A 24544-nucleotide genomic window follows, 5' to 3' on the forward strand; every position below is an offset into this window, starting at 1 on the left:
GGGCGGCGAGCAGTGCGCGGCGGGTCGCCTGCCGGCGCCGCCTACGGCCGCAGCTGGGCCGCGAGTGCCTCGGCGACCTTCCTGAGCGACTCGCCGGCCAGGGCCGGGTCCGCCTTGGTGACGGGCCATCCCTGGGAGACCACGAGCGCCAAGTCGCCCTTGCCCGCCACCGCCACCCGTGCGACGGCGGCCGTGCCTCGGCCCGGGGTGACCCTGGTCTGGCCGATCCCGGGCTTGTCCTTGGAGAACGCCATCACCTCGTCGGCGCCGAGGTTGCCGAGGGTGGCGATCCGCGGCAGCGCCAGGTTCACCGCCCCCTCGCCCTCGGACAGGGCCACGAGGTCGATCTCCATCGGGGCTTCCGAAGCCGTGAAGTTGCAGACGACGGACGCGTTCGGCGGGACGGCGGGAAAGGAGGAGAACCCGGACGGCCTGGGCTGCCCGCTGGGCAAGGGCTCGGCCGGCCGGCCCGGGTCGACGGTCCCCTGAACCGCGGGGTGGCCGCTGGACGCCGCCGGGGTGACGGTCCGTTCGGCACCGGCCGCTTTCAGCGCCGCCGCCGGGTCTAGGCCGAACGGGCAGGCCGACGTACTCGTCAGCTGCTTCGCCGTCGAGGCGACCCGGTCGTAGGACAGCCTCTCACCGCCCGAGGCGGCCCCGCCGGAACTCCCGGACGAGGAACAGGCGCTCCCGGCAAGGGCGATCCCGGCCGCGCCGGCCAGGGCGAGGATGCGGCGGTACTTGGCTGCTGTGCGATCAGCTGTCATCCGGTCAGCCTAATCCTGCAACCGCACTAAGCCTTGGTCTTCGTCGCTGCGACGAGCTCCGCGACTCCCGTTACACGAGGGTGACGCGTCTGCAGCTCGGTGACGATCGCCCGGATGGGGGGACGGTCGCGGACTTCACCGGGCGACACGCGGACCGCAGCAAGTAGGGCGGCAGCTGCCTGCTCCGGCTTGCCCCACTGCCACCAGGCACGGCCGAGGTCGGTGTGCATCCGCCCCTTCCGCTCCCTGGTGGGGAACTGCGAAGCATGGAGGTTCCGGCCCGCCTCCAGGGCCGCGCCGGCGTCGCCGAGCGCCCAGTGCACGCCGACGGCATACAGGTCGACAGCGGCAGGGGTGATCGGGAACAGGCGGCCAGCAGGCGCTCGGAGGGGGAGCTCTCGGGCTGCCCGGCCAGCTTCCCGAATCATGGTGTGCGCCTGGTCGCGATCACCAGCGACTGCCGCTGTGTACGCGGTGCTGGCGAGCATCTGGGCGTAGGCGGCTGCCTGGGCGTCCGTGGACAGCCCTGTCGCCTCGACCCGGGCAACGGCTCCCTGAATGAGTCGCTGCGCGGCGGCTTCCTGCCCCTGGTGGCGTAGCACGGCAGCCAGTTCGCGGGCTGCTGCGGCAGAGGCGAGGGGCGAGCCGGAGACGTCCGCGTACACCTGAGCGCGGTCGGCAGTGAGGCGAGACAGTGCGTAGTCGCCTCTCTTGTTCAGGACCGTCGCGGCGAGGGTGTACGCGGACGAGAGGCGCGCGTAGTCGAGATCCGTACGGCTTGCGGTCGCGTGATGGGCGTCGCCGAGCAGTCCTGGCAGGTCTTGGAGGAGCTGGTCGTAGTGGCCTGCATCGAACAGGGAGCGGGCTGCGGCCAGCCGGGAGTCCAGGGGGAGACGGGATCCGGTGGGGTCAGGTGTCGCAGCCAGAGCCTTCTCCAGCCCGGTGAGGAGCCCGAGCGGTGCTGTGAGGCCGACTGCGATGGCGGTGCGGCGTAGCAACGGATCCTCCAAGGCAGGCGGCGACGACTCTTCAGCAACTCTAGGGCTGCGCTGCGCCATTAACCCTAAGGAAGCGGCCAGCAGATCGACGGGTACGCCGACTTCTCGGGCCGCGCGTCGTAACAGTGTCAGGTCCGTGAGCTGCCCGTGCTCAATACGGGAGACGGTGGAGGCGGAGCAGCGTAGGCGCACGCCGAGATCCGTCTGTCGCCAGCCCAGAGCCTCTCGGCCAACCCGCACAAGGCTCCCTGCCCGCTGGTTGTCCACCAGTGCACGAACCTTGCGGGTACTCCACAGCGGGTCCACGCCCACGAAGCCCTCCGACGGATCGGCCCAGAGGTCTGCCGCCCCCACCTTAGGGGCTGTGATGGGACGCGTACCCAGCGTGTGCAGAATCTGCAAGTGGCTTGCTGCATGGGGGCATGGCGGTCATTTGGGCGCGTCGGCGTGGTTTCGTGATGGAGCCAGCGGGGGTCGTTCAAGGCCCGCGCCGCCGGCCGGTGATCCAGCAGGAAGGGGACACGCCATGCGGTCGAAGCAGAGTGGTGGCAACGTGCACGGCCGAAGCAGGCAGGCGCCGCGGCCGGGTTGAGCCACAGCCAGAGTCGCTCAACCCGGCGGCGGACTCGCCGCGCGGCTATGGGCGGGCGACGGGCCTGACCATGGCGGCGTACTTCGGGGAATCGGGGAACGGTTGCTGATGACCTACGACACGGTAGCCCCACGCCTCGTACACGGCCTGAACCGCGCCCTTGCCATTGGCCGGATTGACCAACAGCGTCACGCGCTCCTCAGTTCGGGGAGCGAGCCAGGTCTCATGAAGTTGCCAGGCAACGCCGCTTCCGCGCCACGGCCGGCGGACGACGATCTCGTTGAGCGCGACGGTTCGCGTGCCGTCCTCTTTTATGAACTCATCGGGAAGCGGTTCCGTCATCGTGGACCACCATTGCGTATCGGGCCCCAGGGGAACGCCGAAGGCGAAGCCGACAGCTTCACCGTCCTCGTGACCGATCACGGCGGTCCAGCCGGGGCGGGACGCGTAGTTGCTGAGGCGCTCGTCGAATCGCTCCACTGACTGGAACTCGGTCAGAATCTGGAAGTCGCGGTGCCGTACTTCCTGGTGGATGCGAAGGATCTCTTCGCGGATGGCGGGCAGTTGCTCGGCGGTGGCCTGGCTGAACACGACGGTCACGACTGCTGTCCCTTGTTCGTCACGTATCGAGCTGTCCATTCGGATGTGCATTGGGCGCCTGGGGCCATGCTGGTGAGGCCCTTGTCGAACCGGTTCAGCAGTAGGCCCGTGCGTCCGGTCAGTGAATCACTGGCCTGGTCAGGGAGAGCACTGAGAGCCGTTGCGCATGCTTGCTCGGGCTCTCTTTGGTGCAGCTGGGCCAGCGCGAGACTGGCCGTGTAGTACCTGCGGTTGCGTACGTACCCGGGGCGCAGTCCACCGAGGGTGCGGTGCAGGTGTGCCTCAGCCTCGGCGTGACGTCCAATGCGCGACATGACCACAGCGGATAGCCCGTCCAGTTCCGCAGCGTCGTAGAACCCGATCCAGGCCGGCCGCTGCGCTCCGGGGTCGGCCTTTTGGAAAGCCTTGCGAGCGATTTCCATCGAGCGAAGGGAGCCGTTGTGATCACCAGCTTGGGCCTGCACTCCCGCAAGACGGGCCGAGGCGAACGAGCTGAAGAGGGGATCGCGGCGACAGGCTGCGGAGCGGCGCGCAATCTGGGCAGCGTCCAACGCCTCTCGGAGGCCACCCGGGCGCTGGGACGCGAGCAGAGCGGCGTGCCCCCATAGTCGAAGCTCGATCTCCGGGTTCTTGGACAACCGCGCCATGTGCAGGGCCCGCTCGAGGTGGCCTCGTGCCCGGTCAGGCGCGTGATCGTCCACCGCTGCCCACAAGGCCGTCCCGGTGAACGCTGCCGCCAGGAGATAGAGCCGGTCCTTCACCCGCTCGCTCATGGTTCCGACGGCCAGCCGTTCCTGGGCGTGGTGGGCGAACGCCAGGGCACGAGTCTCCAGCTTGACCGTGCCCCCGGCCAGGTTGTCCGATGCGATGAGCTGATCGAACGCCGTCTCCAGCTCGTCGAGGTCTGCCATGCCGATGCGGCGTCGCGACGTCGCCGCCGGCACCGGCAGGAGCGCGGAGACTGTGAAACCGACAGCTGCCGAGGTGAAGCGACGTCGCTTCACTGGATCCTCCGATGGTGCGTGTGATGGAGCCGGGTGCTCGCCGCTGCCGTGCCGCACGGGCCGCCGGAAGCCGAGTGCATCGGCAGGAACACCGAATTCTGCTTCCAAGGCCAGGCGCTGTCGCGTCTGGGGCCATGAAGTTTTTCCGGTCAGCCAGTTCCGGATGTGCCGGTCTTGCAGCGTCCCGGGCCTGCCGGTGAGGCGCTCGATGTGCTTGTTCAACCGCTGTGCCAGTTCTGCCTGTTTGAGCGCAGCGGCTTCCATGTGCGACGCGAGGAGCACGTTCTCCGTCATGGGCCCACCGTAACGGCGTCACATCGTTGCGTGACGGTCGCAAGGTAAAAATTACCGGTTCTGCGCAAGCCGAGAGCGACGCAAATTGCCTGTCTCTGAGCGCCGGTTGGGCGTTTCCTCTTCGTGTGGCTCGGCCAGCCCGTGCATGTCGAAAGACGTGGCTGCCGAGCACCGCGTTCTCCTTCCTCACACACGTTCTCTACCGATCGGACAGGTGTCAGGTCATGACGCAGACAATCGCCCGGCCGCGTCCGGTGACGGAGAAGACGGATGTGAGCCGCCGACCGGCCGTGGACCTCATGGCAACATCCTTCGCCATCGAGGGCCAGGAGGTCGGCGTCGTGGCCGCCATTGACGCCAGGCGGGTCGGTCACATCCGCCGCATCGTGGCTGCCAGGCTCCGCTACCTCGGGCTGTCGAGCCTGCTGGACTCGGCGTTGACGATTGTCAGCGAGTTCGTGTCGAACGCCATCCAGCACTCCACCCGCGGTAGCGGGGAGGGCGCTTCAGTGACGGTGACGCAGCTCTACGCGAGGGGACAGTTGCACATCCTCGTGCAGGACGCGGGCGGCGGGCAGCCCCAGGTGCGCGATGCCAGCGCGGATGCGGAGTCCGGCAGAGGACTGGCGATCGTGGACAAGATCACCGCCGAGATGGGCGGGCGATGGGGCTTCACCTCAGACAGCAGGACCGTCTACTGCGTGATCCCGGTCGGCCCGGTAGCGCGGTAGGCCCGGCCGGCGCTGCGCCGGCGCACATCCCAAACCATCAGGTCCCTGGAGGATTCATGTACGAGGTCAGCCGAGGCGGCTTACCGCAACTCGTTCAGTCCGAGCCCAGCCCGCTGCCGCCGCGCGAGCCGGGCTCCGCTTGGCAGCAGGCCGAAGCGCACCTGCCCCTGCCCAAGGCGTTGACGCGAGACCTGGAGTACGTGCGTCCCGACCGGGCCGAAAAGAGCACGAGGCTGTCCGGCCTGCATCGGCGTGGCCGCGGAGCGGCCCGCTCCGACGAGGGCGTGTGACGTGGCTCGGCTGGGTGCTGATCGCGTGCATGGGGGTGCTGGTCACAGTCGGCTCCCGGTACAGCCGGTAGCTGCGCACCGTCGTCGTTACTTCCCTCGCCTGCGCTGGGCGGCGCGGCATCCTCGTGGCGCGCTGGAGCGCAGCGGCTTCGGGCTCTGGACGGCCGGAGGACCTCTGATGTTCACCGCTGGGGTGCTGGCTTGGCTGACCTGGCAGTACGTCTCGCACTTCTCCTGACCGCCGTTTCCCTGGAGCTGTGTCCTGCCGCTCCGGGGAGACGGCTCCATCGGGCCCTGCTCGCTCCCCGTACCACGCACCCCTCCGCGTGATGACCGGGCAGCTGGGCGAGCGGGGCGCGGCGCCTCGCTGATGCTGCTCCGCCTCCCAGCGGCGAGCGGGAGCGCCCCGGCCGCCCCCAGCGAACGGGGGGCGGCCGGCCATCCACCGGACATCGGAATGAGGAAAGGCACAGTGGCCAGACGAACCGATGCCGAGTCACCCGACTCGGCGAAGCGGACGAAACTCCTTGACGTGGTCCCCTGGATCGTCGTGTGGACGGGTGAGCCCGCCATCCCAGGGGAGATCATCGCCCGCCCCAACGGCATCGCGTACGTCGACGAGCTTCCCGCCGATCGGGGCAGGCACGGTGAACTGCTCCACCGCGGCGTCCGGCCCGTGCAGGACGACCAGCGCGGAAAACCGCTGTTCGCCGACATCAACCACGCCAAGGAGCGCCGAGCACTACGGCTGCTGCTGTGCCAGGTCTGCGCCAAGCCCGCCGGCCGCACCGAAGCGGGCACCCTATGGGTTCTCACGGTGGACGCGTACGAGAAGGCGCTTGAGATCGGGTTCGCCCAGGCGCCGGTGTGTCTTCCCTGCGCCCGGATCGCGGTCGAGCTGTGCCCCCGGCTCCGTGCCGGTCACGTGGCCCTACGGGCCAGGGCGGTCCGTCCCATCGGAGTTGTCGGCACGCTCTGTGCACCCAACCCCAACCCCTTGAATCCGCACGAGATCCGCGTAGTCGAGCGCGACTACGCGGCCTACTTCGACGACCCCTTGCTGCCGTGGGTCCTTGCGAGCGAGATCCGAGTCGAGCTGTCGGACGTAACAGTTGTCGATCTCGACGAGGACTGGACCGCGCAAGCCACGAACCGACCTCACCCGAAGGCAACCACCCCATGTACGTGATGACGCCTCTCACCAGCAAGCACTCCAGCGCCCTCGACGAGTTGCTCGACAGTCGCATGGAGCGGCAGATCGAGCGGCAGCACGTGTTCGACGGAGAAGCGGCCAGGCTCGTCGACCTCGTCCAGCGCGCGGACTCCCTCAGCGGCAAGACGGCCGTCGGCCTGTGGGACGGCGAGGTCCTTATCGGCGCCATCGCACTCCAGTGGGCTGCGCCCGAGGACGGATGGACGATCGAGGAGCGCCAGGAACCGACCCTGCTGGTTGCCCTCGCCCACGCCCACCCGAGCCACAGGAGGGTCGGGCGACTGCTGACACCGTGGGTCCGCGACTACGCCGCCCGTCAGCCCAACCCGCCGGCATGGGTCCGATGCACCGTCCGCGTACCGCGCCTGGCGGACTACTTCCAGCGCACCTGCGGGTGGCAGAGCGTCCGCGAGGTGGCACTGCCGGGGAAGCGGACGATGCACCTGCTCCAGCAGACCCCCAAGACCGATGACGGACTGGGATCCTTGATTCGCAGTGAAGGGCAGATCGCACCCACGCCGGCAGAGCAGGGCGGCTTGGGATGAAGCGGCAGACCGTTGACTTCACGCCTCGTGAGATCGAGGCCATGGCCCTCCTAGCCGAAGGCAAGTCGGCGAAGGAGATCGCGGCGGCCGTGGGCAGATCCGCGGAGACCATCCGATCCCGCACGGAGCGAGCCCGGCACAAGATCGGGGCCCCCACCGTCGCGTGCCTGCTGGACTACGCCTACCGCAAGGGAGTCCTGCCCCTCCCCGAGCCGGAACAGCAGGGTTTCAAGACCTCGCCGGCCGAGCTGGCTGCGCTCAGGCTCGCAGCTCAAGGGCGCAGGAATACGCAGATCGCCATGGAGCTGCTCACCAGTCGCCAGAACGTGGTCGCCGACCTCCGCAAGCTCCGCGACCGCCTGGGCGCGAAGAACCTTCCCCAGATGGTCAGCCGCGCATGGGCGCTGCAACTCCTGCAAGAACCCGACACCACGACCGCCAGCGCGCAGAAGGAGAAGGACCAATGACCATCCTGCTTCCGAAGGCCGAGTGGCTGGCCAGCCTGCCCCAGGTGGTAGCTGTCGGCTCCATGCTCGTCACCGATGAGGACGGCCTGGTCCTTCTCGTCAAGGCGAACTACGGTGCCCGCGCCTGGCAGTTCCCCGGAGGCATGCTCGACCCCGGGGAGTACCCGACGGTGTGTGCGGAGCGCGAGCTCGCAGAAGAGACAGGCCTGAACTGCCAGGCGGCCGGCCTGCTCGCAGTGATGTGGCACATGCCGAAGGAGTCGACCGGCGGCCGGGCGGTCGTGCAGTTCCTCTTCGACGGAGGCCAGGTCCCGGCCGACACCTCGGTTCGCCTCCAGGAGAGCGAGCTATCCGAAGCCCGCTGGGTCCGCGTGACCGAGGCCATGACGCTTCTCGACGCCAAGCGTGGCGCCTGGCTGGAGGCAGCCCTGCGCGCGCAGGAGGGCGAGCCCGTACAAGTCCTATCCCGCTGACGTCGCTGCACTCTGATGGCGGCCTTCATGCCCTTACTGCCCCCCGGCGCCGGATCGCGCCTGAGGCGACCCTGGCACCGGCTTTTGACCTGCACAGCACCGTGCCAGTGAGGAAGGACATGCCCGTCCGGGCAGCAGCACCCGAACGACACCCCGAAGCCCCAAGAGATAGGAAGTTCCCCGTGATCATCGACCTCCCAAGCGAACTCGAAGTCGCCCTGATCGACCTTCCTCTCCCGCCCTGGGAGCTGGACGTCCCGTTCCTGGCCAAGTCCACCAGGGAGCGGTACCGGGCCGAGCTGACGGCCGTCCCGCGGTTCGAGGAGACCGCCACGGCTCTGCGCCGCGCGCTGACCGGGGAGGGCGGCGGATACGCCGTGCTGCGCCTGGGGAGCCTCGCCAAGGCCCTGGGCGGGGCTGACGACCCGCGGTTCCTGCGGCTGGCGACGGCCTTCGCGGCCGAGGTGGCCGTCCCCTTCTCGCCCTTCCCGCGCTGGCCCCTGTGGAAGGACATCGGGGTCAAGATCGACAAGGATCCCGGGAAGTCGAGCGGCATCGGATACAACGCCTTCCACATGGACCTGGTGAACGGGACCCTGCCCCCGGACTACACCACGCTCCTGTGCGTCCGCCGCGACCCGCTCGGCGGCGGCCCCAGCATCCTCTCCGACGGCCACGCGGCCGTGTCGCGGCTGTCGGAGGACTGCCGCGTGCTCCTGGCCGAGGCGGCCTACCACTACGGGACCTTCTTCGACCTGCACGGCGTCGGCGAGGAGTACGCGCAGTTCCCCGTCCTGGACGGCTCCAACGGATTCGTCCGGTTCACCGCCAAGATGCTGGAGCGGTCGCAGCTCGGCCAGGCGCACGCCGACGCCGCCAGGCAGCTCGCCGAGGAGCTCGTCCGGGGGCAGGTCGCCTTCATGCTCGAATCCGGGGACTACCTCATCGTGAATCAGCGCCGCTTCCTGCACGGCCGGGAGGCGCTCCAGGACGGCCAGGAGACCATCGAGGCCACAGACAGGCGGCTGCTGCTCCAGCTGTTCCTGCGCGCGCCCGCCGACGCCGGCCCGGCCGCGTAATCGGCCGACGGCACTGCGAGCTTCCGATCTTCGCCCCGAGTCCGCCGTCGAGCCCGCGGCGGGTTCACGGGGCGGGGACCGGCCGGGGAATCGTCGCGCGCCGGGCTCCCCGGGCCCCCGCCGGATCTAGATACGCGAGTTGCGCAGCGACTGCCAGGCAGCGCCAACCAGTGCCTGCGTCGCCCGCGGGACGGACAGATGCTCGTGCTGGCGGTAGAGGGTCCAGTTGTACTGCACGAGCGAGAGCTTGTTGGAGGACAGCGATCCCGCCTGGTGGGCTCTGTACACCGCGAGGGGCTCGGCCAGGCCCCGGGCGTCGAAGCCGTCCCGCATGATCGACAGCCAGAGGGCGTAATCCTGCCTCTTGCGCATTTCCGGCATCAGCCTCGTGCCCAGGACGTTGCGGTCGTACATGGCGGTGAGGGCACCGATGTGGTCCTGGAACAGCATCGCGCGGTAGTCCACATGCTTCCGCGCGCGGACCACTCGGCCGTTCGGCACCCAGTCGGTGCTCTCGCCGTCGTAGTCGGCGTCCATCTTGAAGTACGAGGTGAAGGTCAAAGGCGCGGCCCCGTCCGCGGCGAAGCGGAGCTGCTTTTCGGTCTTCTCCGGTAGCCACATGTCGTCGCTGTCGAGGAAGGCGATGTAGTCCCCGCGGGCTCGCTGCATCGCGAGGTTGCGGGCTCGGCCCGCGCCGCCCTGTTCGGGTGCCGACTCCGGCAGGACGCGCTCGTCCTCTTTGGCGAATTCGCGGAGCAGGTCCATGGAGCCGTCGGAGGACTGATCGTCGGTGATCAGCAGCTCCAGGTCGCTGTGGGTCTGTGTGAGCACCGACCGGACCGCTGTGCTCAACGTCGCTGCCGAGTTGTACACGGGCATCACGACAGACACCAAGGGCACAGCGAATCTCCTTGCCAGACCAGGAACGACGGTCCATTCAAGCACCGCAATCGAGTAGGAGCTGCCATGCAGATAGTTGTCGCTGGTCAGGGCTACGTAGGGCTTCCGCTGGCCGTACGTGCCGCCGAGGTCGGTCACCGTGTCGTCGGCTACGACGTGGATCCGCACCGCGTCCAGCAGCTCGCCGCCGGCGATTCGTACGTGGAGGACGTCGCCTCGTCGCGGCTCCGCGCGGTGCTGGACACCGGCGCGTACTCCGCGACCGCCGACGCCGGCGCGCTGGCCGGCTACGACCTCGCGGTGATCACGGTGCCGACCCCGCTGCGGGACGGAGTACCCGACCTGACCTACGTCGAGGCCTGCGCCCGGACCCTGGGCGAGTATCTGCGCCCCGGCGCGGCCGTGGTCTTGGAGTCCACGACGTATCCGGGCACCACTGAGGAACTGCTGCTGCCGATCCTGGAGGAGACCTCGGGTCTCAAGGGCGGGGTGGACTTCCATGTCGGATTCAGTCCCGAACGCATCGCGCCGGGGAACAAGCGGTGGTCGTTCGAGGGGACACCGAAACTGGTGTCCGGAATCGACGCCACATCACTCGAAGTGATCAAGGAGTTCTACGACGGCATCTTTCACACCACGGTGCCGGTGTCCGGGCCCAAGGTCGCCGAGCTGGCCAAGCTGATCGAGAACACGTTCCGGCTCGTCAACATCTCCATGATCAATGAGCTGGCGACGCTGACCGACCGTCTCGGCGTGAACATCTGGGAGGCGATCGACGCCGCCGGCACCAAGCCCTTCGGCTTCACCCGGTTCACCCCGGGGCCGGGAGTCGGCGGGCACTGCCTGCCCGTCGACCCGCTGTTCCTCGCATGGAAGATCCAGCAGGAGCTCGGCGTCCCCTTCCGGTTCGTGGAACTCGCCGACGACGTGAACCGGCACATGCCTGACTACATTGTTCAGCGCGTCGTGGACGCCCTCGACAGGCGCGGCATCCCCGTCAGTAGGGCCCGGGTTCTGCTGCTCGGCCTGACCTACAAGATCAACGCCACCGACCTGCGCAACTCGCCGTCGGCACGTGTCGCCGAGCTTCTGACCGGCCTCGGCGCCGACGTCCGCGGCGCCGAACCCAACATCCCGGACGGCGCCGGCACCGAGGTGACCGTTCGGCGGGTGGACGCGACGCCGGAGGAGGTCGCGGCCGCCGACGCCGTGGTGCTCCTCATGGACCACGCACGATTCGACCTCTCGATGATCCAGCAGCACTCGGCCTGGGTTCTCGACTGCCGAAACCGCATGTCCGGAGCGAACGTCGAAGTCCTCTGACCCTCCCCCTGACCAGCCCTGTTCCTCCATCCCCAGGAGTTCTCTTGCGCGACGAATGGGAGCACGCGCACACGGACTACACCGTGCCCGCGCAGCGTCGCAGCCCTGCCTCGCTGGCCGACAGCGAGGGCGACTGGCGCGACCACCTGGAACACTCGACCCCCAACGGCTGGCTGATCCGGAACAGCGCCATGACCGAGGCCCTCGTCAGCGGCAGGCCGATGTACCTGCTGCACACCACCCGGGGCATCGACGCCATCCGCACCAGCGGGCAGGTGCACGTCTCCACCGGATGCCTGGTCGGCGCCCTGTACTGCTCGCCCCTCGCCAACCAACGCGAGGGACTGCGCCCCCACAACCTCGGCGCCTACCTGATGGCGACAAAACCCGACACCACGCCCGTGATCCTCGAAGTCACCCCGGATGCCCCGATCCCGCCCAAGGGCGTCGACTACCTGCATCTCGGCGCCATCCACCTGCGCACCTACCTCCGCTACCAGAGCTTCCTCACCCAGGCCGAGACCGACCAGCTCGACCGCGCCGTCCTGGCCGGCCTACGCGCCGCGGCCGCGTTCCTCGACCTCGCCCTGCGCAACGCCACCGGCCACGCCACGCCGGCACCCGACTTCATCAACCAGCTGGCCGACGCCGTACGTGCCGTGCCGTTCCTCGGATACCTGTACTTCGAGGTGCTGTCCGAATACCTGATGCTCCACTCCACCACCCCGGAGACCAAGACCTACGCCCAGGCGGGCGAGCTGAACAACTGGCTCTACAAGCGGCTCGCCTTCGCCGCCGTGGACGGCATGGAGCAACTGTTCGACCTGGCCCGTTTCAAGCCGCGCCATCACAGGCTCGTTCAGCTCATCGAGGGCATCGAACCCGCTCTCGGCCCGGGAGTCGCCGAGTACGTCCGCCGACGGCTGTCCCACCTGCTCGCCCGGACTGCGCTGCACCCGTCCCAGGACGCGGCATCGGTCAACTTCCAGGGCACTGACCTCAGCACGATCCAGGAGACCGCGCCGGGACTGCTCGGCCAGATCGTCTTCCGCGAGATCCGGTACATGGGCCGCTATCGGGAGCTGTACCACTGCTTTGAGAAATCCAAGGCTCTTGAGGCGTGGGACTACTGGAACAGTGAGGGAATGGCTACACCCTTCAACGGAATCCTCCCCAAGGGCGAGATTGGAATAAGTCCCGTCTACCCCCGAGCGTCAGTCAGGATGTGGACGGCAGAACAGGACGGTACGGGCTATTTACATCCGGTCGAGGAGGTCGTGGCCGTTGTAACGCCGCACCTGGCGTCGTGGTGGGCACCTCCCCGCCAGCGCGAGACGTAGAACGCACCCCTGATGCACGAGTCGTCGGGGCGCGATCTCCAATTTCAACCCACCGGTTCTTTCGATGATCGGGGTTCCGCATGGCCGCCAAGTTCCTGAACATCCTGACCGGCATCAATCGCACCTCGGCGCCTTCGTCCGGCAGCATGATCCTCGTCAACGATCTCTACGGCGCGATGCCCGAGACCCACACGACCTTCCTCGGCAGGGAACCGGTCGATCAGGCCTGGCAGGCCGCGTTCGGTCAGCTGATTACCCTCTCCACGACGAAGCGCCCACACGGCCCGGGCTTCGACCCCTACCTTGACGAACTGACGCGTGAGGTCGGTGCGCTCATCGAGACGATCCGGCCGCACGCCATCCACGCCCAGTACCTCGGGTTCGCTCTCAGCCAGGCCTTCGCCAGAACCGCCGGCAACATCCCGATCATCGCCATCGCCCACGGCCCCGACATCATGGCGGCCGAGCACAGCGCCCGTGAGCGCGAAGGCCTGAACGAAGTCGCTGCGGCGAGCGCCGCGATCGTGGCCCCGACGTTCGCCTTCGCGGACCGTATCGACCGTCTCACTGGACACCGATTCACCGACCGGCTGACCGTCATCCCGTGGGGGATCCATCTGAGGCACGCCCGGGTACGCGACCGGCCGCCAACCGGCAGCGGCCCTCTCTCGCTGGTGCACGCCGGCCGCCTGGACGACAACAAATCCACGATCACCGCCGTCGAAGCCCTCGCCTTGACCCATCAGCCGCATCACCTGACCGTCATCGGCCACGGAATTCGACGAGAACACCTGGAACAGCGGGCCAACGAACTCGGTCTACAGGACCGGGTTCACTTCGACCCGTTCCTCCCCCGCGCCGAACTGTGGCGCCGCCTTCCGAACTTCGACGCCTTCGTCTTCACGACCAGAGGCATGGAAGCCTTCGGACTCGTCGTGATCGAGGCCCAGGCCCACGGCCTTCCCGTGGCCTACTCCGACCTTCCCGGTGTGAGGGAAATCCTCGGCAGCACCGGCGTTCCCTATACCCCCGGCGATCCGCGCTCGCTGGCCGACGCCCTGGACGAGATGAGCCGGGACCACCACCACCGCAAGGCCCTCACCAAGGCGGCTCTCAACAACGCGCGCCGATACGACATCACCACCACCGGCCGCCGGCTTCGCGAACTGACGCTGCGCGTTACCTCCTAACCCCTGCCCCCACTCGTCCAGACCAGCAGGTGTATCAGACGGGGCGTGGCCGACGGTGTCAGTGGATCGGCATACGCTCGGATCATGAGCACTCCCACTGAGGGGCTGACTCTGGGGGGCGTCAGCGCGATCGTCGAGAAGAAGATCCTCACCAGCCGGGTCAGGATCGAGCGCAAGGGTGAGCCGGTGTTCAACCCGGACACCGGTCAATACGAACCAGGGCCCCCGGTCGTGGTCTATGAAGGGCCCGGTGCACTCTTTCCCGCTGACGGGCCTTCCGTGGTCCTCCACCTGGCAGGGCAGGCGTACGTGGACGACACACGCTCCCGGTACAGGCTCCTGACGCCCCTCCATGCGCCGGTCGCCTCCAGAGAAGACATCGTCCGCGTCATGCAGGCGGCCGACCCGTCAGCGATCGGCCGCACCTGGCGCGTGCTGGACATAGGCGAGACCGCCAACCTCAGCGTGGTCCGCACGACATGGGTCGACCAGGACACGCAGCGAACAGGTGGAACGCCGTGACGACAGGCATCGACCCGGAAGAGGTGCGCCGCCACCTTGAAGCTGCCCTTCTGGTCGACACGGTCCGCATCACCCGGCCAACGGGAACCGCTCCGCTTGACCCGGCCACCGGCCTCGTGGGCGAGGTGCCGGTAGAGCACGTCTACGAGGGCCCCGGTGCCGTCCTGTCCGGGCATGGGCAGGTGACGGCAGAGGGGATTGTCGGCCGGCAGTGGCTGGACGACACGGTCTCCTGGTACCGGCTGCTCACCCCGCTCGGAGCTTCGCTCCCAGCCCGATACGACCGGGTAGAGGTCATCGCGGCGCGATCCGGCAACCCCGCGACGATTGGGCGGGTCTGGCAGGTCCTCGATCCGTCCGAGGCATCGACTGTTGAGCTGGTCCGAGTGACTCGTCTTGATGAGGTCACCCCGCCGTAGTGACCTGAGTCAGAGATTTCAGGTAGTTCCGTGGTGAGGCCGTGGCAGCGTCGACTGTTATGCGCTGAACCGCCGGGGGGTCCTTGACCAGGACACTAGATCGGAGCGTCGTCACGCGACCGACTATTCGGAGCCCTAGTCTCCGGTCATGGCATCGGATGACCGGGAACGACAGCGGCGCCGGAGCAGCCTCGCGGAACGCTTCGATCTGCTGACTGGTCGCAACCTTCTCCTCAAGGTCGTGCTCCTAACGGCCGGGCTGGTAACCGCGATCAGCACCCTTACGACTGCTGTCGTGACGGTTGTCGAATGGAGGGCCAAGAAGGACTGGCGGTCGGTCGAGTACACCAAGCTGGGTCGACTGCGCGCTGGCCACAGCCTAGAAAGCTTCCGAGCGGTCCTCGGGGTGCCGTTGTACCGCCGTACGTCCACGGGCGGAGATCTCACCTACAGCACGTTCTCGCCCCGGCCGGACTATTGGGTCGATGTCGTAACTGACAAGGACGATGTGAGTTTGGCGTTCGCTGTCACGTCGTGCGAAGCAGACTTTCGCCCGACCTTCACATTCCGGGACGGGTCTGCCCATCCCCGCGTTACGCTTCACGCGACCCGGTTCCAGGACATGGAACAGAGATCCTCTGCGAATGTGAAGGCGGTTCGCGGAATGACATCATCCAGTTATGCCTTTCATGTCTTCACGGGCGGCAACCCTACGAGTTACCGAAGTCTGGCGTGGGGGGTCAACGACACGTGCGCTGCATGGACGGAGGATCAGACGGAAGACGCCCTTGAACCGTGGGCTGAGTGGGCCGACAGAACCCAGCATCCGCAAGTCATTCGGCCTTGGAGCGAGTTGGCCCCGTCGGACCAAGAGCGCCTCGGCCGGGTAGTTGTGAACACGTACGCGGAGACCCGCCCCGCCACTGACTTCAGCAAGGTGTATCCGAATCAGATCGGTGTCGACCGGATCGCGGTCCGCCCATAGCCAGTGTCCTGAGTCGAAGATTCTTTAGTGGTTCAGCGCGGCAGGCTGCGCCTCCCGCGTGGGCTAGACGCTGCCAGATCTTACTATTCGCTCGGCTGGAACCAACTGAGAATCTCTGACTCTTTCAAACGAGCGAATTCGGAGCGCCCGTGATCGCGCATACGCTCGAATCATGGAGATCGCGAAGAGTCAGCTCACAGATCCTCACCACGTCCGTATCACGTCCCACGCCGGCGGCGGGGCAGTCGCCCTCGACGGCGTGGACATTTCCCGCCTCGTCCACAGCTACAGCCTGCACCACGTAGCCGGGCAACCAGCTCAACTGGTACTCCAGTTCTCGCCCGGGCGCCCTGTCACGGAGTACGACGGTCTCGCCCAGGTCGCAGTCGGCATCCCCCACGAACCTGGCGAGGCAGCCGAACGCTTCCTCGCGGCGATCGACATCCCGCTCCTGGAACAGGCCGCCATGCACCGATTGGACTTGGCCGGCGGCCGGCACGGGTTCACAGCAGCCATCGTCGAACAGCTACGGCAGTGGGCCCGAGGCGAGGAGGAGGGGGAGCCCGATGCCCTCCGCGTCTAACCCCCACCCGAACGCCCACGGCGCCGCAGGCGTCTACACGAATGCCGCTCAGATCGCGGCGCTCCTGGACGCCCGGGCGGTCCGGACTTTGCCGGAAACGCTCTCGGTCGTCCAGCACCACGCCATGCTCCTCGAGACCCGCATCAAGGCCCGGGCCTCCGGACGGCCGGGGCCCAACGCACCCACCGGCGACTACCGGCGGAGCTGGACCCACGAGGTCTCGACAGACGGCGTCACCGTGACCGCCACCGTCGGCACGAACAAGCCCCAAGCGCGCCGCTTGGAGTACGGCTTCGTCGGCGCGGACAGCCTCGGCCGGATCTACAACCAGGCTCCGCTGCCACACGTCGGGCCCGCGATCGAAGAGATACGGCCCATCTTTCTCGCCGCCCTCGGCGACTCAATCAGTGACTGACCGGCCCGACGAGCAGTCGCCTCACGGACCACGCCTGCGGCCAAGCTCCGCAGCCAGATAGGAGGAACAGTGCCCGTCTCCGGCCGCGAGGTCTCCCTCGCCGTACAGAAGATGCTGGCGACCGCCACGACCAGGAGCTGCGGGTACGGCACCGCACCCACGGCGTCCAGCACGCCAACCGGTGCCCAAGTCCCTTACTCAGTTCTCTACCCCCTCGGTCTGACAACCGACGGGCCGCCGTACGGCCAAGCCGACGGCGACGCCCGCGCCCTGCTGCAAGTCACGAGCGTGGCCACCACAGCTGAGCAAGCCGAATGGATGGCAGACCGCGTCCGGACCGCCATGCTCGGGCGAAAGAGCAGCGGAAGCGGCGCCTACACCACCGACATCACCATCCCGGGATGCGCTGTGCTCCGCCGTGGACTGGACAAAGAGGAGGGCGTCGCTGTCGCCGGCGGCATATACAGTTACGTGCAGCGGTATGTGGTCGAGGTGACATCGCTCTCCTGACCAGCACCGCCCTCACCGCGGAGGCCCCCTCGCGGACGTCCGGCCGATTCCGGTACGGGCTGATTCCCCTGTCGCGCTGTGCGCGGCGTCGTGGGGACGGGCCTCCGGTGCGTGCCGCTCCAGGGGTGTCCCCGGAGAGCGAGAATCAGTGGGTATCACCCAGCAGCGGTTCATGCGGCGTGGAACGACGCAGTTCTACTTCCTGAAGGCGATTGCCGCAGCCTCGAACATCCCGACCCGGCCGGAGCTGACCGGAGCCAACGCCACCGACCTCGCCGAGGCCATCTCGGACATCGAGGGATGGGCCCTGGAGAACGTGCCCATCGAAACGCCGGACATGGCATCGGAGTTCACGACGTCCATCCCCGGCGAGGACAAGGCGGACAACAGCTCCTTCACCCTCTACGAGGACAAGGTCGACGACACCCTGGAGACCCTCCTGTCCAAGGGCAGCGAGGGGTACGTGGTCATCCTCCGCAAGGGGGACATACCGCAGTCCAAGTCGATGGATGTCTTCCCGGTGCGTGTAGGCAGCCGGTCCGCCACGTACACCGCCGGCGCCGAGCCCGCCAAGTTCAAGGTCAGCTTCGGCATCACGGCAAAGCCCACCCTCGACGCCGCGATCCCGGCGAAGGCGTAAGGGGGAAGCCGCATGTCCACGCACACTCCGCCCTCAGCCGCGGTTGCCCGAGACCCCCACTGGGCAGCGAAGATGGAGCGCCTCCGCGCACGCCGCCTGGCCGAGCGCACCCTGTCGATCTGCGACGACCCGGCGCTCAAGGCGGCCGTCACCGAATCCGCCCTCCGCCTCGCACGTGCCCGTACCGAAGCGGGGTCCGCCTCAATCGAACAGGGCATTGCGGAGGCGGCCCGTTCCGAGTGGGTGGCTCAGCAGCCTGATGTGCTCGCAGCCGAGGGCGAACTTGACGATGCCCAGCGGGAACTCGACGCCGCGACGCTACGGCTGACCTTCCGAGCTCTGCCGCGTCCGGCGTGGGAGCAGCTGTTGCGGGATCACCCGCCCACGGAAGCCCAGGCTGATACCGGCATGGAGTACAACGTCGAGACGTTCCCCGCCGCCCTGATCGCCGCGTGCCACCTCGAACGCGACGACGCCGGCACCGAGGTACCGAGCATGAGCGAGACCGACGCCCAGGAGCTCCTCGACGCCTGGGCGGACGCCGACGCCAAGGCGCTGTTCACCACCGCCCTGGTCGTCAACCAGACCCTGCGCGCTGACCTGGGAAAAGGCTGATCGAAGACCCAGCCTTCCGGGCTGAGATGCAGCTGTGCGCCTCATACGGGATCCCGCACAGCCACTTCTCGGGAGCAGGGGACGGCCGCTGGTCGGCGCTGGACCGGGCGAAGGCGCTCGCCTACCTCGCCTACACGCAGGCGTCATGCGACGGCTGCGGCACACGCTCCGCCGAGTGGGACGAGCGAGTGGGCGGGGACCGGTTCGCGTACGTCCCCGAGCCGTACCGCTGCCCGGGCTGCGAGCTGATCGAGATGGAGCGCGAGCAGGTCCCCGATGGGGCCGAGGGCCGGGGGATGAAAATCGGGCTGCGGCCCCGGAAGGACGTGACGCCGTGAGCGGCGCCTACAACCTCTACGTCAACCTCATGGCCAACACCGGCGGCCTGACCACCGGGCTCCGAGGCGCCGCCGGCCAGCTTAGGAGTTTCGACGGCGGGCTGGCCGGAGTCGGCACACGCCTGGGAACGGTACGTGCCGCGACCGAAGCCCTCGCCCGCGCGCAAGCCGCCGCCTCCGCAGAAACGCTTCGCTCGCAGGCCCGCGCCACCCAGGCAGCAGAGCGGGCAGCTGCTGCACAGCAGGTCGTATCCCGGGCACACCGCGCGCAGTCCCTCTCCTTGTCCCTTGCGACCAGGGCGCAGGAGGCGCACACGGCCGCCACCCTCGCCGGCGAGCGCGCCGCACGAGCTCAGGCCCTTGCCCAAACCATGGCGGCCCGTGCGCAGGCCGCTGCTGGTAGCGGCGCGGCGGCCGCCGCACGCACGGCGCAGGCCGCCCAGGTCGCAGCCGACCGCGCCGCACAGGCCCACACCGCCGCGCAGAGCCGAGCCGCCGCCGCGACTCTCGCCGCCACCCGCGCCAGCGGCCTCGCCCAGCGCGCCTCCACGGGTCTCGCTGACGCGGAGAACCGCGCCCGCACTGCGGTCACCGCCCGGGACGAGGCCCAGCGCGCCGCAGCACGCACCGCGCAAGCGTCCGCACGCCAGATAGCCGACGCCGAGAGGGGAGTAGCCGCCGCCTCGGCCGCCCGGGCCACAGCCTTCGCCCAGGGCGGGCTCATCATCGGAGCCGCACTAGGCGTGGGCGTCGCCAACGCGATCCAGCTCGAAAAGGCCATGGCGAACGTCATGACGATCTCCCAGGAGATCACGGCGAAAAACGTTCAGGCCTTCACCGACGAGATCGTCCGCCTGTCCACGGAACTCCCGCAGACAGCAGAGCAGCTCGCCGAGGGCCTCTACCAGATCGTGTCCACCGGCTTCGACGGTGCCGAAGCCATGTCCATCCTCCAGGTCTCCGCCCAGGGCGCCTCCGCCGGCCTGACCACCACGGAGACCTCCGCGCGCGCACTCCTCGGAGTGCTGAAGGCGTACGGGCTGCCCGCGTCCGCCGCCAACGACGTGATGGACACGATGTTCCAGACCGTCAACCTGGGTGTCGTCTCCTTCGAGGAGCTCGCCCAGCAGCTCGGCGACGTCGTACCGATGGCGGCTGCCGCAGGCGTCGAGTTCGACGACCTTAGCTCGGCCCTGGCCGCGATCACCCTGGCAGGCATTCCCGCGGCCGAGGCCGCCACCGCGCTCAACATGATGATGACGCGGATGGTGAAGCCCACCCGCGAGATGCGCGACGCCATCAAGGACCTCGGGTACGAGTCCGTGGCATCCGCCATCGCCCAGGACGGGCTCTACGTCGTCGTCAACAAGCTCCGGGAGGTCACCGGCGGCTCGGCAGACGCCATCGCCAACATGTTCAAGGACATCCGGGCGACGAGGGCGATGCTGGCCCTGTCCGCCGCGGACGGGAAGAACTACGCCGACACCTACAAGGGCATCGCCATCGAGGTGGCACGGGCGGGCGCTGCACAGAAGGCGTACGCAATCCAGCTGGACACCACCGGCGGACAGTGGGCGCTCTTCCGCAACCAGGCCACCGCCCTGGGCATCGACCTCGGCCGGGCCCTCCTTCCTGCCCTTCAGACCATCGGCGAGTACTTCAAGATCCTTGCCGGTGCGATCAACGACCTCCCCGGGCCGGTGAAATCGCTCCTTGGCGGGTTCCTCGCCCTCGCCGCGGCGGGTCTCCTCCTGCGCGCGGCCGTGGAGAAGGCCGGCGTGCAGCTCGCCACTTTCCGCACCCAGGTGGCCGCCGCCCGCGCCGGCGGGTCAGCACTGCCAGCCGTCCTTTCCGGGGCTGGCCTCGCCGTCACCGGTCTGGCGGCGCTCCTGACGATCGGCGTCGCCGCCTACGCCGCGTACTCGGCTTCCAAGCAGAAGGCGAAGGCGGCAACAGAGGAACTCGTTGAAGCACTCCGAGCTGAGAGGAGCGAAGGAGAACAGGGAGCTGGCCTGCGGAAGTTGACCGAGCAGCTCACGAGCGGTGGCGACGTGGACAAGCTGCGCAAGGCCGGCGTCGAAGTGGAGGAAGCTCTCGACGCGATCCTCAACGGAGGGAAGCGATACCAGGACCTCCTCGATGAGCTGAACGCGAAGAAGAACGCGTCCGCGCGAGAAGTCGGCAAGGCCGTCACCTACGACGACAGCTTCGACCGGGCCCGAGATGTCCTGACCAAGCAGCACAAGATGTGGGACGACGCGGTGAAGAAGGAATCCGCGCTCGCCGCCAACATGGACATCGTCAACGCCAAGATCAAGAACAACCGGATCGAACTCGCCGGCATGTGGGACCTGACGGCGACGCTCCCCGTCGACAAGAACGGTGCACCCAAGTTCAGCGAAGAGATGCAGGCCATGGGCAAGGCCCTCGCCGACATCGTCGACCCGGCCAAGGCGTGGAAGGCCGCCCAGGACGAGGTCGCAGAGGCCAACCGCAAGGCCGGGAAGTCAGCCGACTCGGCGAAGGCGAGCCTGGCCGACTACATGGAGCAGCTCCGCAAGCAGCTGACCGCACAGAGGGACTGGCAGAAGAACCTCGGCACCCTGGCCGCCAGCGGTCGGCTTGAACTTGTCGACCACTTCGCCAAGCTCGGCGTCGACGCAGCACCGATGCTCGACGAGCTCGTACGCCAGCTCGGCAAGGGCGGTACGAAGGTCGCCGACGAGCTGGAGGCGATCATCCAGGAAGGCGCGGCTCGCTCCACACCGGCCTTCCGGGCTGGCCTGGAGCAGCTCCCGGCGATTGCCGAGAAGTACGGCAAGGAGATCGCGCAAGCATGGGCGGACGCCTCCGCCACCAACAACCCCGGGCAGCTCTCCCAGGTCATGCAGCGCATGGCGCTCGCCGACATGGGCCGGGCCGCGCAGAAGCTGCCGCAGGACGCCCGGGCAACGATGCAGCAGGGCATGAAGATGCTGGCCGAGACGGCCGCCCGCGGCGGCAAGGACGCCGCGGAGGCCATGAAGACCGCGCTCCTCAGCGGTGACCTCGAAGGCGTCCGAACACAGCTCGCGAACATCTTCGGCGCCGACATGCCCATAAGCGCGCCCGACCTCTCCGCCGTCGTCACGGCGTTCCAGTCCGCCGGCAGCCAGGCGAATATGGAGTGGAACGGCGCTCTCACACTGATCCAGACGGCGGCGGCGACAAAGGGGACCGCAGCAGCCCAGGCCCTGACCTCTGCCCTGTTGTCCGGGGACATGGCCGCCGTGAAGTCGACGCTGGACGCGATCGGCCTGTCCGTGCAGAACATCCCGGGCTCGAAGAGCATCTCGGTCAACGTGACCGCCAACCAGCCGCCGCCGGTCGTCATCTCGATCCTGTACCGCCGTACGCCGATGCCGAACGACAAGGACGGCAACGGCATCTCCGACTACATCCAGGCCCCGCAGGCGAACGGCAGTGTGCTGTCCTTCTTCGCGAGCGGAGGCGTCCGAGAGCAGCACGTCGCGCAGATTGCCCCGGCCGGAGCCTGGCGTGTGTGGGCTGAACCAGAGACCCACGGCGAGGCGTACGTGCCTCTGGCTGAGTCGAAGCGCCCCCGGTCCAAGTCGATCGTGGAAGAGGTCGTCCGGCGCTTCGGCGGAGAAGTCTCCTGGTACGCCAACGGCGGACTATCCGGATGGTCCTACCGGCCGGGAGCGGCCGAGCTGTCCTCCCTGTCCTCGATCCGTACGGACTCCATGCGCAAGGTGAAGAAGGGAGGTAAGGAGACAGAGGTCTTCGACCTGGACCTCTTCGAGAGGAACCTGGACAAGGCTGCGAGTAAGGCCGCCGCCTGGCGCCGCGACCTGGCCACCGTGGCCCGACGAGCCGGTCAGGACGTCGCCGACGCCCTTCAGGACATGGGCGAAGACGGTGTCGAGTTGACCAAGCGGATGGCCAACGGCAGCTCGAAGTACATCAAGGACATGACCGACGACCTCCAGGCGCTGGGGAAGGTCGCCCGGGCATCCCTGGGCGACTTCACCACGCAGCTGAAGGCGGCCATCGAGAACCAGGAGGCCTTCGAGGCGAACCTGGCCAAGATCGCCGCTTGGGGCTACACGGATCTGGCGACCCTCCTGGCCGAGCAGGGAGACAAGGCGGCCGAGACGGTGGCCGCCGAGGCCGCGCGTTCTCAGGGAGCGGCGCGGGATGCCAACGACGTGAGCAAACGCGCCAAGGAAGTCGTATCCGGAGATGCCCTCACCGACCTCATCCAGATCATCGGCGCGATTCGCTCAAGCGGGACAGGCATCCACGACGTCGCCGACACAACGAAGCTGGACGAGGACCGCATCATCGAGGTCGCTCTTCTCGGTCAGGCGCGTATCCAGCAGGTCCTGGGCGGTACCGCCGCGAAGTTCCTGGAAGACCTTGCACGGGCGAAACGCGGACTGTCCTACGCGAACGGCGGCATCCTCACCCCCGGTGTCTATGCCACGAGCAACGGCATCGTCCGCTTCGCCGAGCCCGCGACAGAAGGTGAGGCGTTCATCCCGCTCGGAGCCTCCAAGCGGGGACCGGCTCAGCGGGTGCTGGCTGACGTGGCAGGCCGGTTCGGATACCAGCTGGGGCGGGCCGGAGCGAACTCCCCTCGTGTAGTGGAAGCCAGACCCGAAAGCCGCACCGTCGTCATCCTCCGAGACGAGCGCCCGACCCCCCTGATCGGTACCCAGAACATCCGCATCGACCGCCCCGGAGCCACCGAGCAGCAAATCTCCGCCGCGGTCGGGTACCAGCTGCGGCGCGCCAAGCGAGGTGGGATCCGATGAGCGCCGTCCTCAAGGATCACCGCCACGAGCTGGGCGGCGTCGCCATCGGTTCCGGAACCCCGGTTGTGATCGCCACGATCGAGGGCTTGGGGCGTCCCGAAGTCCGGACCGGGGACGTGGACCCGCCGCATGCCGATGGGGTCTGGCTCGGGGCCGACTACTACGCCGGCCGCACGGTCCGTATCGACGCGGCCATCAGGACCCCTGGCGACCAGGCAGCCGCCCTGGACATGCTCGCTGCCCTTCAGCGCGTCCACGACGAACCCAGCCTGCGCCTGACCGGAGGTGCAACCACCGACCTGCGCCTCAAGCTCCCCGGTCGGGACGTTCGCGTCCTCCAGGGGCGCCTCCGCCGGCTCGATGCTGACCTGACGTCCTTGGCGTACGGCTGGATACCCCTGGACCTGGAGTTCTTCGCCGCCGACCCGCAGTTCTACAGCGACGCCGTCCAGCAGGTCACCTTGCCGCTCGGCATGATGGCTGACGGCGGCTTCACCGCCCCCCTGGTGCCGCCGATCGTGGTCAACCCTGGCCCAGACGCGAACCGCCGCCCAGGGTGGATCACCGTCGAGGGCGTAGCTCCGGCCTGGCCCGTGCTGCGGATCACCGGACCCTGTGCCAACCCGTCCATCACACACGTGCAGACCGGCCGCGTCCTCCAGCTGAACACAACGATCGAAGCCGGCGACTGGATCGAGATCGACACCCGCCCCACCTGGCGATCCGTCCTGCGCCGCAACGGCGGCAACGTGAACCTCACCCCGCGATCACGAATCGACACCTTCAACTTCCAGCCCGGCCGCAGCGAGCTGCGCTGGCAGGCCGTCGACCCCACCAACCGGGCTCAGCTGACCGTCACGTGGCGGCCGGCCTGGCCCACACTCTGATCGGGAG

The 24544-nt window shown here is 68.1% G+C and carries 26 protein-coding genes; 21 read left to right on the forward strand and 5 right to left on the reverse strand.

The features are described 5' to 3' along the window. Positions 1-41: 41 nt before the first annotated feature. From ACZ45T_RS05550 to ACZ45T_RS05565, 4 genes are all read right to left on the reverse strand, one after another. A complete protein-coding gene (locus tag ACZ45T_RS05550; protein WP_468437753.1) occupies positions 42-767 on the reverse strand; it encodes a hypothetical protein in 726 nt (241 codons plus the stop codon). A 26-nt stretch (positions 768-793) separates the two neighbouring features. Then, positions 794-2077 (reverse strand): helix-turn-helix domain-containing protein, encoded by a 1284-nt coding sequence (locus ACZ45T_RS05555; RefSeq protein WP_468438021.1) that lies wholly within the window; start codon positions 2075-2077, stop codon positions 794-796. A gap of 325 nt (positions 2078-2402) precedes the next feature. Further along, positions 2403-2957 (reverse strand): GNAT family N-acetyltransferase, encoded by a 555-nt coding sequence (locus tag ACZ45T_RS05560; protein WP_327385535.1) that lies wholly within the window; start codon positions 2955-2957, stop codon positions 2403-2405. Beyond that, on the reverse strand, positions 2954-4255 hold the full coding sequence (locus tag ACZ45T_RS05565) for a hypothetical protein (protein ID WP_468437756.1): 1302 nt from the start codon (positions 4253-4255) through the stop codon (positions 2954-2956). The genes ACZ45T_RS05560 and ACZ45T_RS05565 overlap by 4 nt, the downstream gene beginning before the upstream one ends. 224 nt (positions 4256-4479) lie before the next feature. Here ACZ45T_RS05565 and ACZ45T_RS05570 point away from each other — a divergent pair, with 224 nt between their 5' ends. The 7 genes from ACZ45T_RS05570 to ACZ45T_RS05600 all read left to right on the forward strand — a co-directional run bounded on the left by ACZ45T_RS05570 (position 4480) and on the right by ACZ45T_RS05600 (position 9053). Next, on the forward strand, positions 4480-4986 hold the full coding sequence (locus ACZ45T_RS05570; RefSeq protein ID WP_468437758.1) for an ATP-binding protein: 507 nt from the start codon (positions 4480-4482) through the stop codon (positions 4984-4986). A gap of 56 nt (positions 4987-5042) precedes the next feature. Beyond that, positions 5043-5276, forward strand: a complete 234-nt coding sequence (locus tag ACZ45T_RS05575) for a hypothetical protein (RefSeq protein ID WP_468437760.1) — start codon at positions 5043-5045, stop codon at positions 5274-5276. Positions 5277-5748: 472 nt separating this feature from the next. Next, positions 5749-6465 carry a hypothetical protein gene (locus ACZ45T_RS05580; protein WP_468437762.1) on the forward strand — a complete coding sequence of 239 codons (717 nt, stop codon included), beginning with the start codon at positions 5749-5751 and terminating at the stop codon, positions 6463-6465. Beyond that, positions 6465-7034, forward strand: a complete 570-nt coding sequence (locus ACZ45T_RS05585) for a hypothetical protein (protein ID WP_328925579.1) — start codon at positions 6465-6467, stop codon at positions 7032-7034. Before ACZ45T_RS05580 ends, ACZ45T_RS05585 begins: the two co-directional genes overlap by 1 nt. Next, positions 7031-7501 carry a response regulator transcription factor gene (locus tag ACZ45T_RS05590; RefSeq protein WP_468437764.1) on the forward strand — a complete coding sequence of 157 codons (471 nt, stop codon included), beginning with the start codon at positions 7031-7033 and terminating at the stop codon, positions 7499-7501. Before ACZ45T_RS05585 ends, ACZ45T_RS05590 begins: the two co-directional genes overlap by 4 nt. Then, complete coding sequence (locus tag ACZ45T_RS05595; RefSeq protein ID WP_468437766.1) at positions 7498-7974, forward strand: NUDIX domain-containing protein; 477 nt, start codon at positions 7498-7500, stop codon at positions 7972-7974. Before ACZ45T_RS05590 ends, ACZ45T_RS05595 begins: the two co-directional genes overlap by 4 nt. Before the next feature lie 182 nt (positions 7975-8156). Next, positions 8157-9053, forward strand: coding sequence for a TauD/TfdA family dioxygenase (locus tag ACZ45T_RS05600; RefSeq protein ID WP_468437768.1), 897 nt, complete (start codon positions 8157-8159; stop codon positions 9051-9053). Positions 9054-9179: 126 nt separating this feature from the next. Here the strand turns inward: ACZ45T_RS05600 and ACZ45T_RS05605 are convergent, their stop codons facing one another. Further along, a complete protein-coding gene (locus ACZ45T_RS05605; RefSeq protein ID WP_468437770.1) occupies positions 9180-9953 on the reverse strand; it encodes a glycosyltransferase family 2 protein in 774 nt (257 codons plus the stop codon). Positions 9954-10019: 66 nt separating this feature from the next. On the opposite strand from ACZ45T_RS05605, the gene ACZ45T_RS05610 reads away from it, so the two are divergent. From ACZ45T_RS05610 to ACZ45T_RS05675, 14 genes are all read left to right on the forward strand, one after another. Next, positions 10020-11276: a nucleotide sugar dehydrogenase gene (locus ACZ45T_RS05610; RefSeq protein WP_468437772.1), complete on the forward strand. Its 1257-nt coding sequence runs from the start codon at positions 10020-10022 to the stop codon at positions 11274-11276. A gap of 44 nt (positions 11277-11320) precedes the next feature. Beyond that, the gene (locus ACZ45T_RS05615) at positions 11321-12616 is read left to right on the forward strand and encodes a hypothetical protein (protein WP_468437774.1); all 1296 of its coding nucleotides are present in this window, start codon (positions 11321-11323) and stop codon (positions 12614-12616) included. 80 nt (positions 12617-12696) lie between these two features. After that, positions 12697-13806, forward strand: a complete 1110-nt coding sequence (locus ACZ45T_RS05620; protein ID WP_468437776.1) for a glycosyltransferase family 4 protein — start codon at positions 12697-12699, stop codon at positions 13804-13806. Positions 13807-13890: 84 nt separating this feature from the next. Next, positions 13891-14328, forward strand: a complete 438-nt coding sequence (locus tag ACZ45T_RS05625; RefSeq protein WP_468437778.1) for a DUF6093 family protein — start codon at positions 13891-13893, stop codon at positions 14326-14328. After that, complete coding sequence (locus ACZ45T_RS05630; RefSeq protein WP_468437780.1) at positions 14325-14747, forward strand: DUF6093 family protein; 423 nt, start codon at positions 14325-14327, stop codon at positions 14745-14747. Before ACZ45T_RS05625 ends, ACZ45T_RS05630 begins: the two co-directional genes overlap by 4 nt. A 148-nt stretch (positions 14748-14895) precedes the next feature. Next, positions 14896-15732, forward strand: a complete 837-nt coding sequence (locus ACZ45T_RS05635; RefSeq protein WP_468437782.1) for an ETEC_3214 domain-containing protein — start codon at positions 14896-14898, stop codon at positions 15730-15732. A 172-nt stretch (positions 15733-15904) separates the two neighbouring features. Beyond that, the gene (locus tag ACZ45T_RS05640) at positions 15905-16315 is read left to right on the forward strand and encodes a hypothetical protein (RefSeq protein ID WP_468437784.1); all 411 of its coding nucleotides are present in this window, start codon (positions 15905-15907) and stop codon (positions 16313-16315) included. Further along, complete coding sequence (locus tag ACZ45T_RS05645; RefSeq protein WP_327413863.1) at positions 16299-16730, forward strand: HK97 gp10 family phage protein; 432 nt, start codon at positions 16299-16301, stop codon at positions 16728-16730. Before ACZ45T_RS05640 ends, ACZ45T_RS05645 begins: the two co-directional genes overlap by 17 nt. A gap of 69 nt (positions 16731-16799) precedes the next feature. Next, a complete protein-coding gene (locus tag ACZ45T_RS05650; RefSeq protein ID WP_468437786.1) occupies positions 16800-17240 on the forward strand; it encodes a hypothetical protein in 441 nt (146 codons plus the stop codon). Positions 17241-17412: 172 nt separating this feature from the next. After that, entirely contained in the window at positions 17413-17880 is a 468-nt protein-coding gene (locus ACZ45T_RS05655) for a phage tail tube protein (protein ID WP_314250911.1), read from the forward strand. A gap of 12 nt (positions 17881-17892) precedes the next feature. Continuing rightward, positions 17893-18495, forward strand: coding sequence for a hypothetical protein (locus ACZ45T_RS05660; protein WP_468437788.1), 603 nt, complete (start codon positions 17893-17895; stop codon positions 18493-18495). Positions 18496-18521: 26 nt separating this feature from the next. Continuing rightward, entirely contained in the window at positions 18522-18833 is a 312-nt protein-coding gene (locus tag ACZ45T_RS05665; protein ID WP_327413859.1) for a hypothetical protein, read from the forward strand. Next, on the forward strand, positions 18830-23650 hold the full coding sequence (locus ACZ45T_RS05670; protein WP_468437790.1) for a phage tail tape measure protein: 4821 nt from the start codon (positions 18830-18832) through the stop codon (positions 23648-23650). The genes ACZ45T_RS05665 and ACZ45T_RS05670 overlap by 4 nt, the downstream gene beginning before the upstream one ends. Next, positions 23647-24537 (forward strand): phage distal tail protein, encoded by an 891-nt coding sequence (locus ACZ45T_RS05675; RefSeq protein ID WP_468437792.1) that lies wholly within the window; start codon positions 23647-23649, stop codon positions 24535-24537. The genes ACZ45T_RS05670 and ACZ45T_RS05675 overlap by 4 nt, the downstream gene beginning before the upstream one ends. Positions 24538-24544: the final 7 nt, after the last annotated feature.

It is taken from the genome of Streptomyces sp. NPDC030995, from assembly GCF_055571215.1.

Excerpts from the sequence above, each read along its gene's own strand:
- ACZ45T_RS05550 (WP_468437753.1), bottom strand. The coding sequence starts at position 767 with ATGACAGCTGATCGCACAGCAGCCAAGTACCGCCGCATCCTCGCCCTG.
- ACZ45T_RS05565 (WP_468437756.1), bottom strand. The coding sequence starts at position 4,255 with ATGACGGAGAACGTGCTCCTCGCGTCGCACATGGAAGCCGCTGCGCTC.
- ACZ45T_RS05570 (WP_468437758.1), top strand. The coding sequence starts at position 4,480 with ATGACGCAGACAATCGCCCGGCCGCGTCCGGTGACGGAGAAGACGGAT.
- ACZ45T_RS05575 (WP_468437760.1), top strand. The coding sequence starts at position 5,043 with ATGTACGAGGTCAGCCGAGGCGGCTTACCGCAACTCGTTCAGTCCGAG.
- ACZ45T_RS05585 (WP_328925579.1), top strand. The coding sequence starts at position 6,465 with ATGACGCCTCTCACCAGCAAGCACTCCAGCGCCCTCGACGAGTTGCTC.
- ACZ45T_RS05590 (WP_468437764.1), top strand. The coding sequence starts at position 7,031 with ATGAAGCGGCAGACCGTTGACTTCACGCCTCGTGAGATCGAGGCCATG.
- ACZ45T_RS05595 (WP_468437766.1), top strand. The coding sequence starts at position 7,498 with ATGACCATCCTGCTTCCGAAGGCCGAGTGGCTGGCCAGCCTGCCCCAG.
- ACZ45T_RS05610 (WP_468437772.1), top strand. The coding sequence starts at position 10,020 with ATGCAGATAGTTGTCGCTGGTCAGGGCTACGTAGGGCTTCCGCTGGCC.
- ACZ45T_RS05620 (WP_468437776.1), top strand. The coding sequence starts at position 12,697 with ATGGCCGCCAAGTTCCTGAACATCCTGACCGGCATCAATCGCACCTCG.
- ACZ45T_RS05625 (WP_468437778.1), top strand. The coding sequence starts at position 13,891 with ATGAGCACTCCCACTGAGGGGCTGACTCTGGGGGGCGTCAGCGCGATC.
- ACZ45T_RS05635 (WP_468437782.1), top strand. The coding sequence starts at position 14,896 with ATGGCATCGGATGACCGGGAACGACAGCGGCGCCGGAGCAGCCTCGCG.
- ACZ45T_RS05640 (WP_468437784.1), top strand. The coding sequence starts at position 15,905 with ATGGAGATCGCGAAGAGTCAGCTCACAGATCCTCACCACGTCCGTATC.
- ACZ45T_RS05645 (WP_327413863.1), top strand. The coding sequence starts at position 16,299 with ATGCCCTCCGCGTCTAACCCCCACCCGAACGCCCACGGCGCCGCAGGC.
- ACZ45T_RS05655 (WP_314250911.1), top strand. The coding sequence starts at position 17,413 with ATGCGGCGTGGAACGACGCAGTTCTACTTCCTGAAGGCGATTGCCGCA.
- ACZ45T_RS05660 (WP_468437788.1), top strand. The coding sequence starts at position 17,893 with ATGTCCACGCACACTCCGCCCTCAGCCGCGGTTGCCCGAGACCCCCAC.
- ACZ45T_RS05665 (WP_327413859.1), top strand. The coding sequence starts at position 18,522 with ATGCAGCTGTGCGCCTCATACGGGATCCCGCACAGCCACTTCTCGGGA.
- ACZ45T_RS05675 (WP_468437792.1), top strand. The coding sequence starts at position 23,647 with ATGAGCGCCGTCCTCAAGGATCACCGCCACGAGCTGGGCGGCGTCGCC.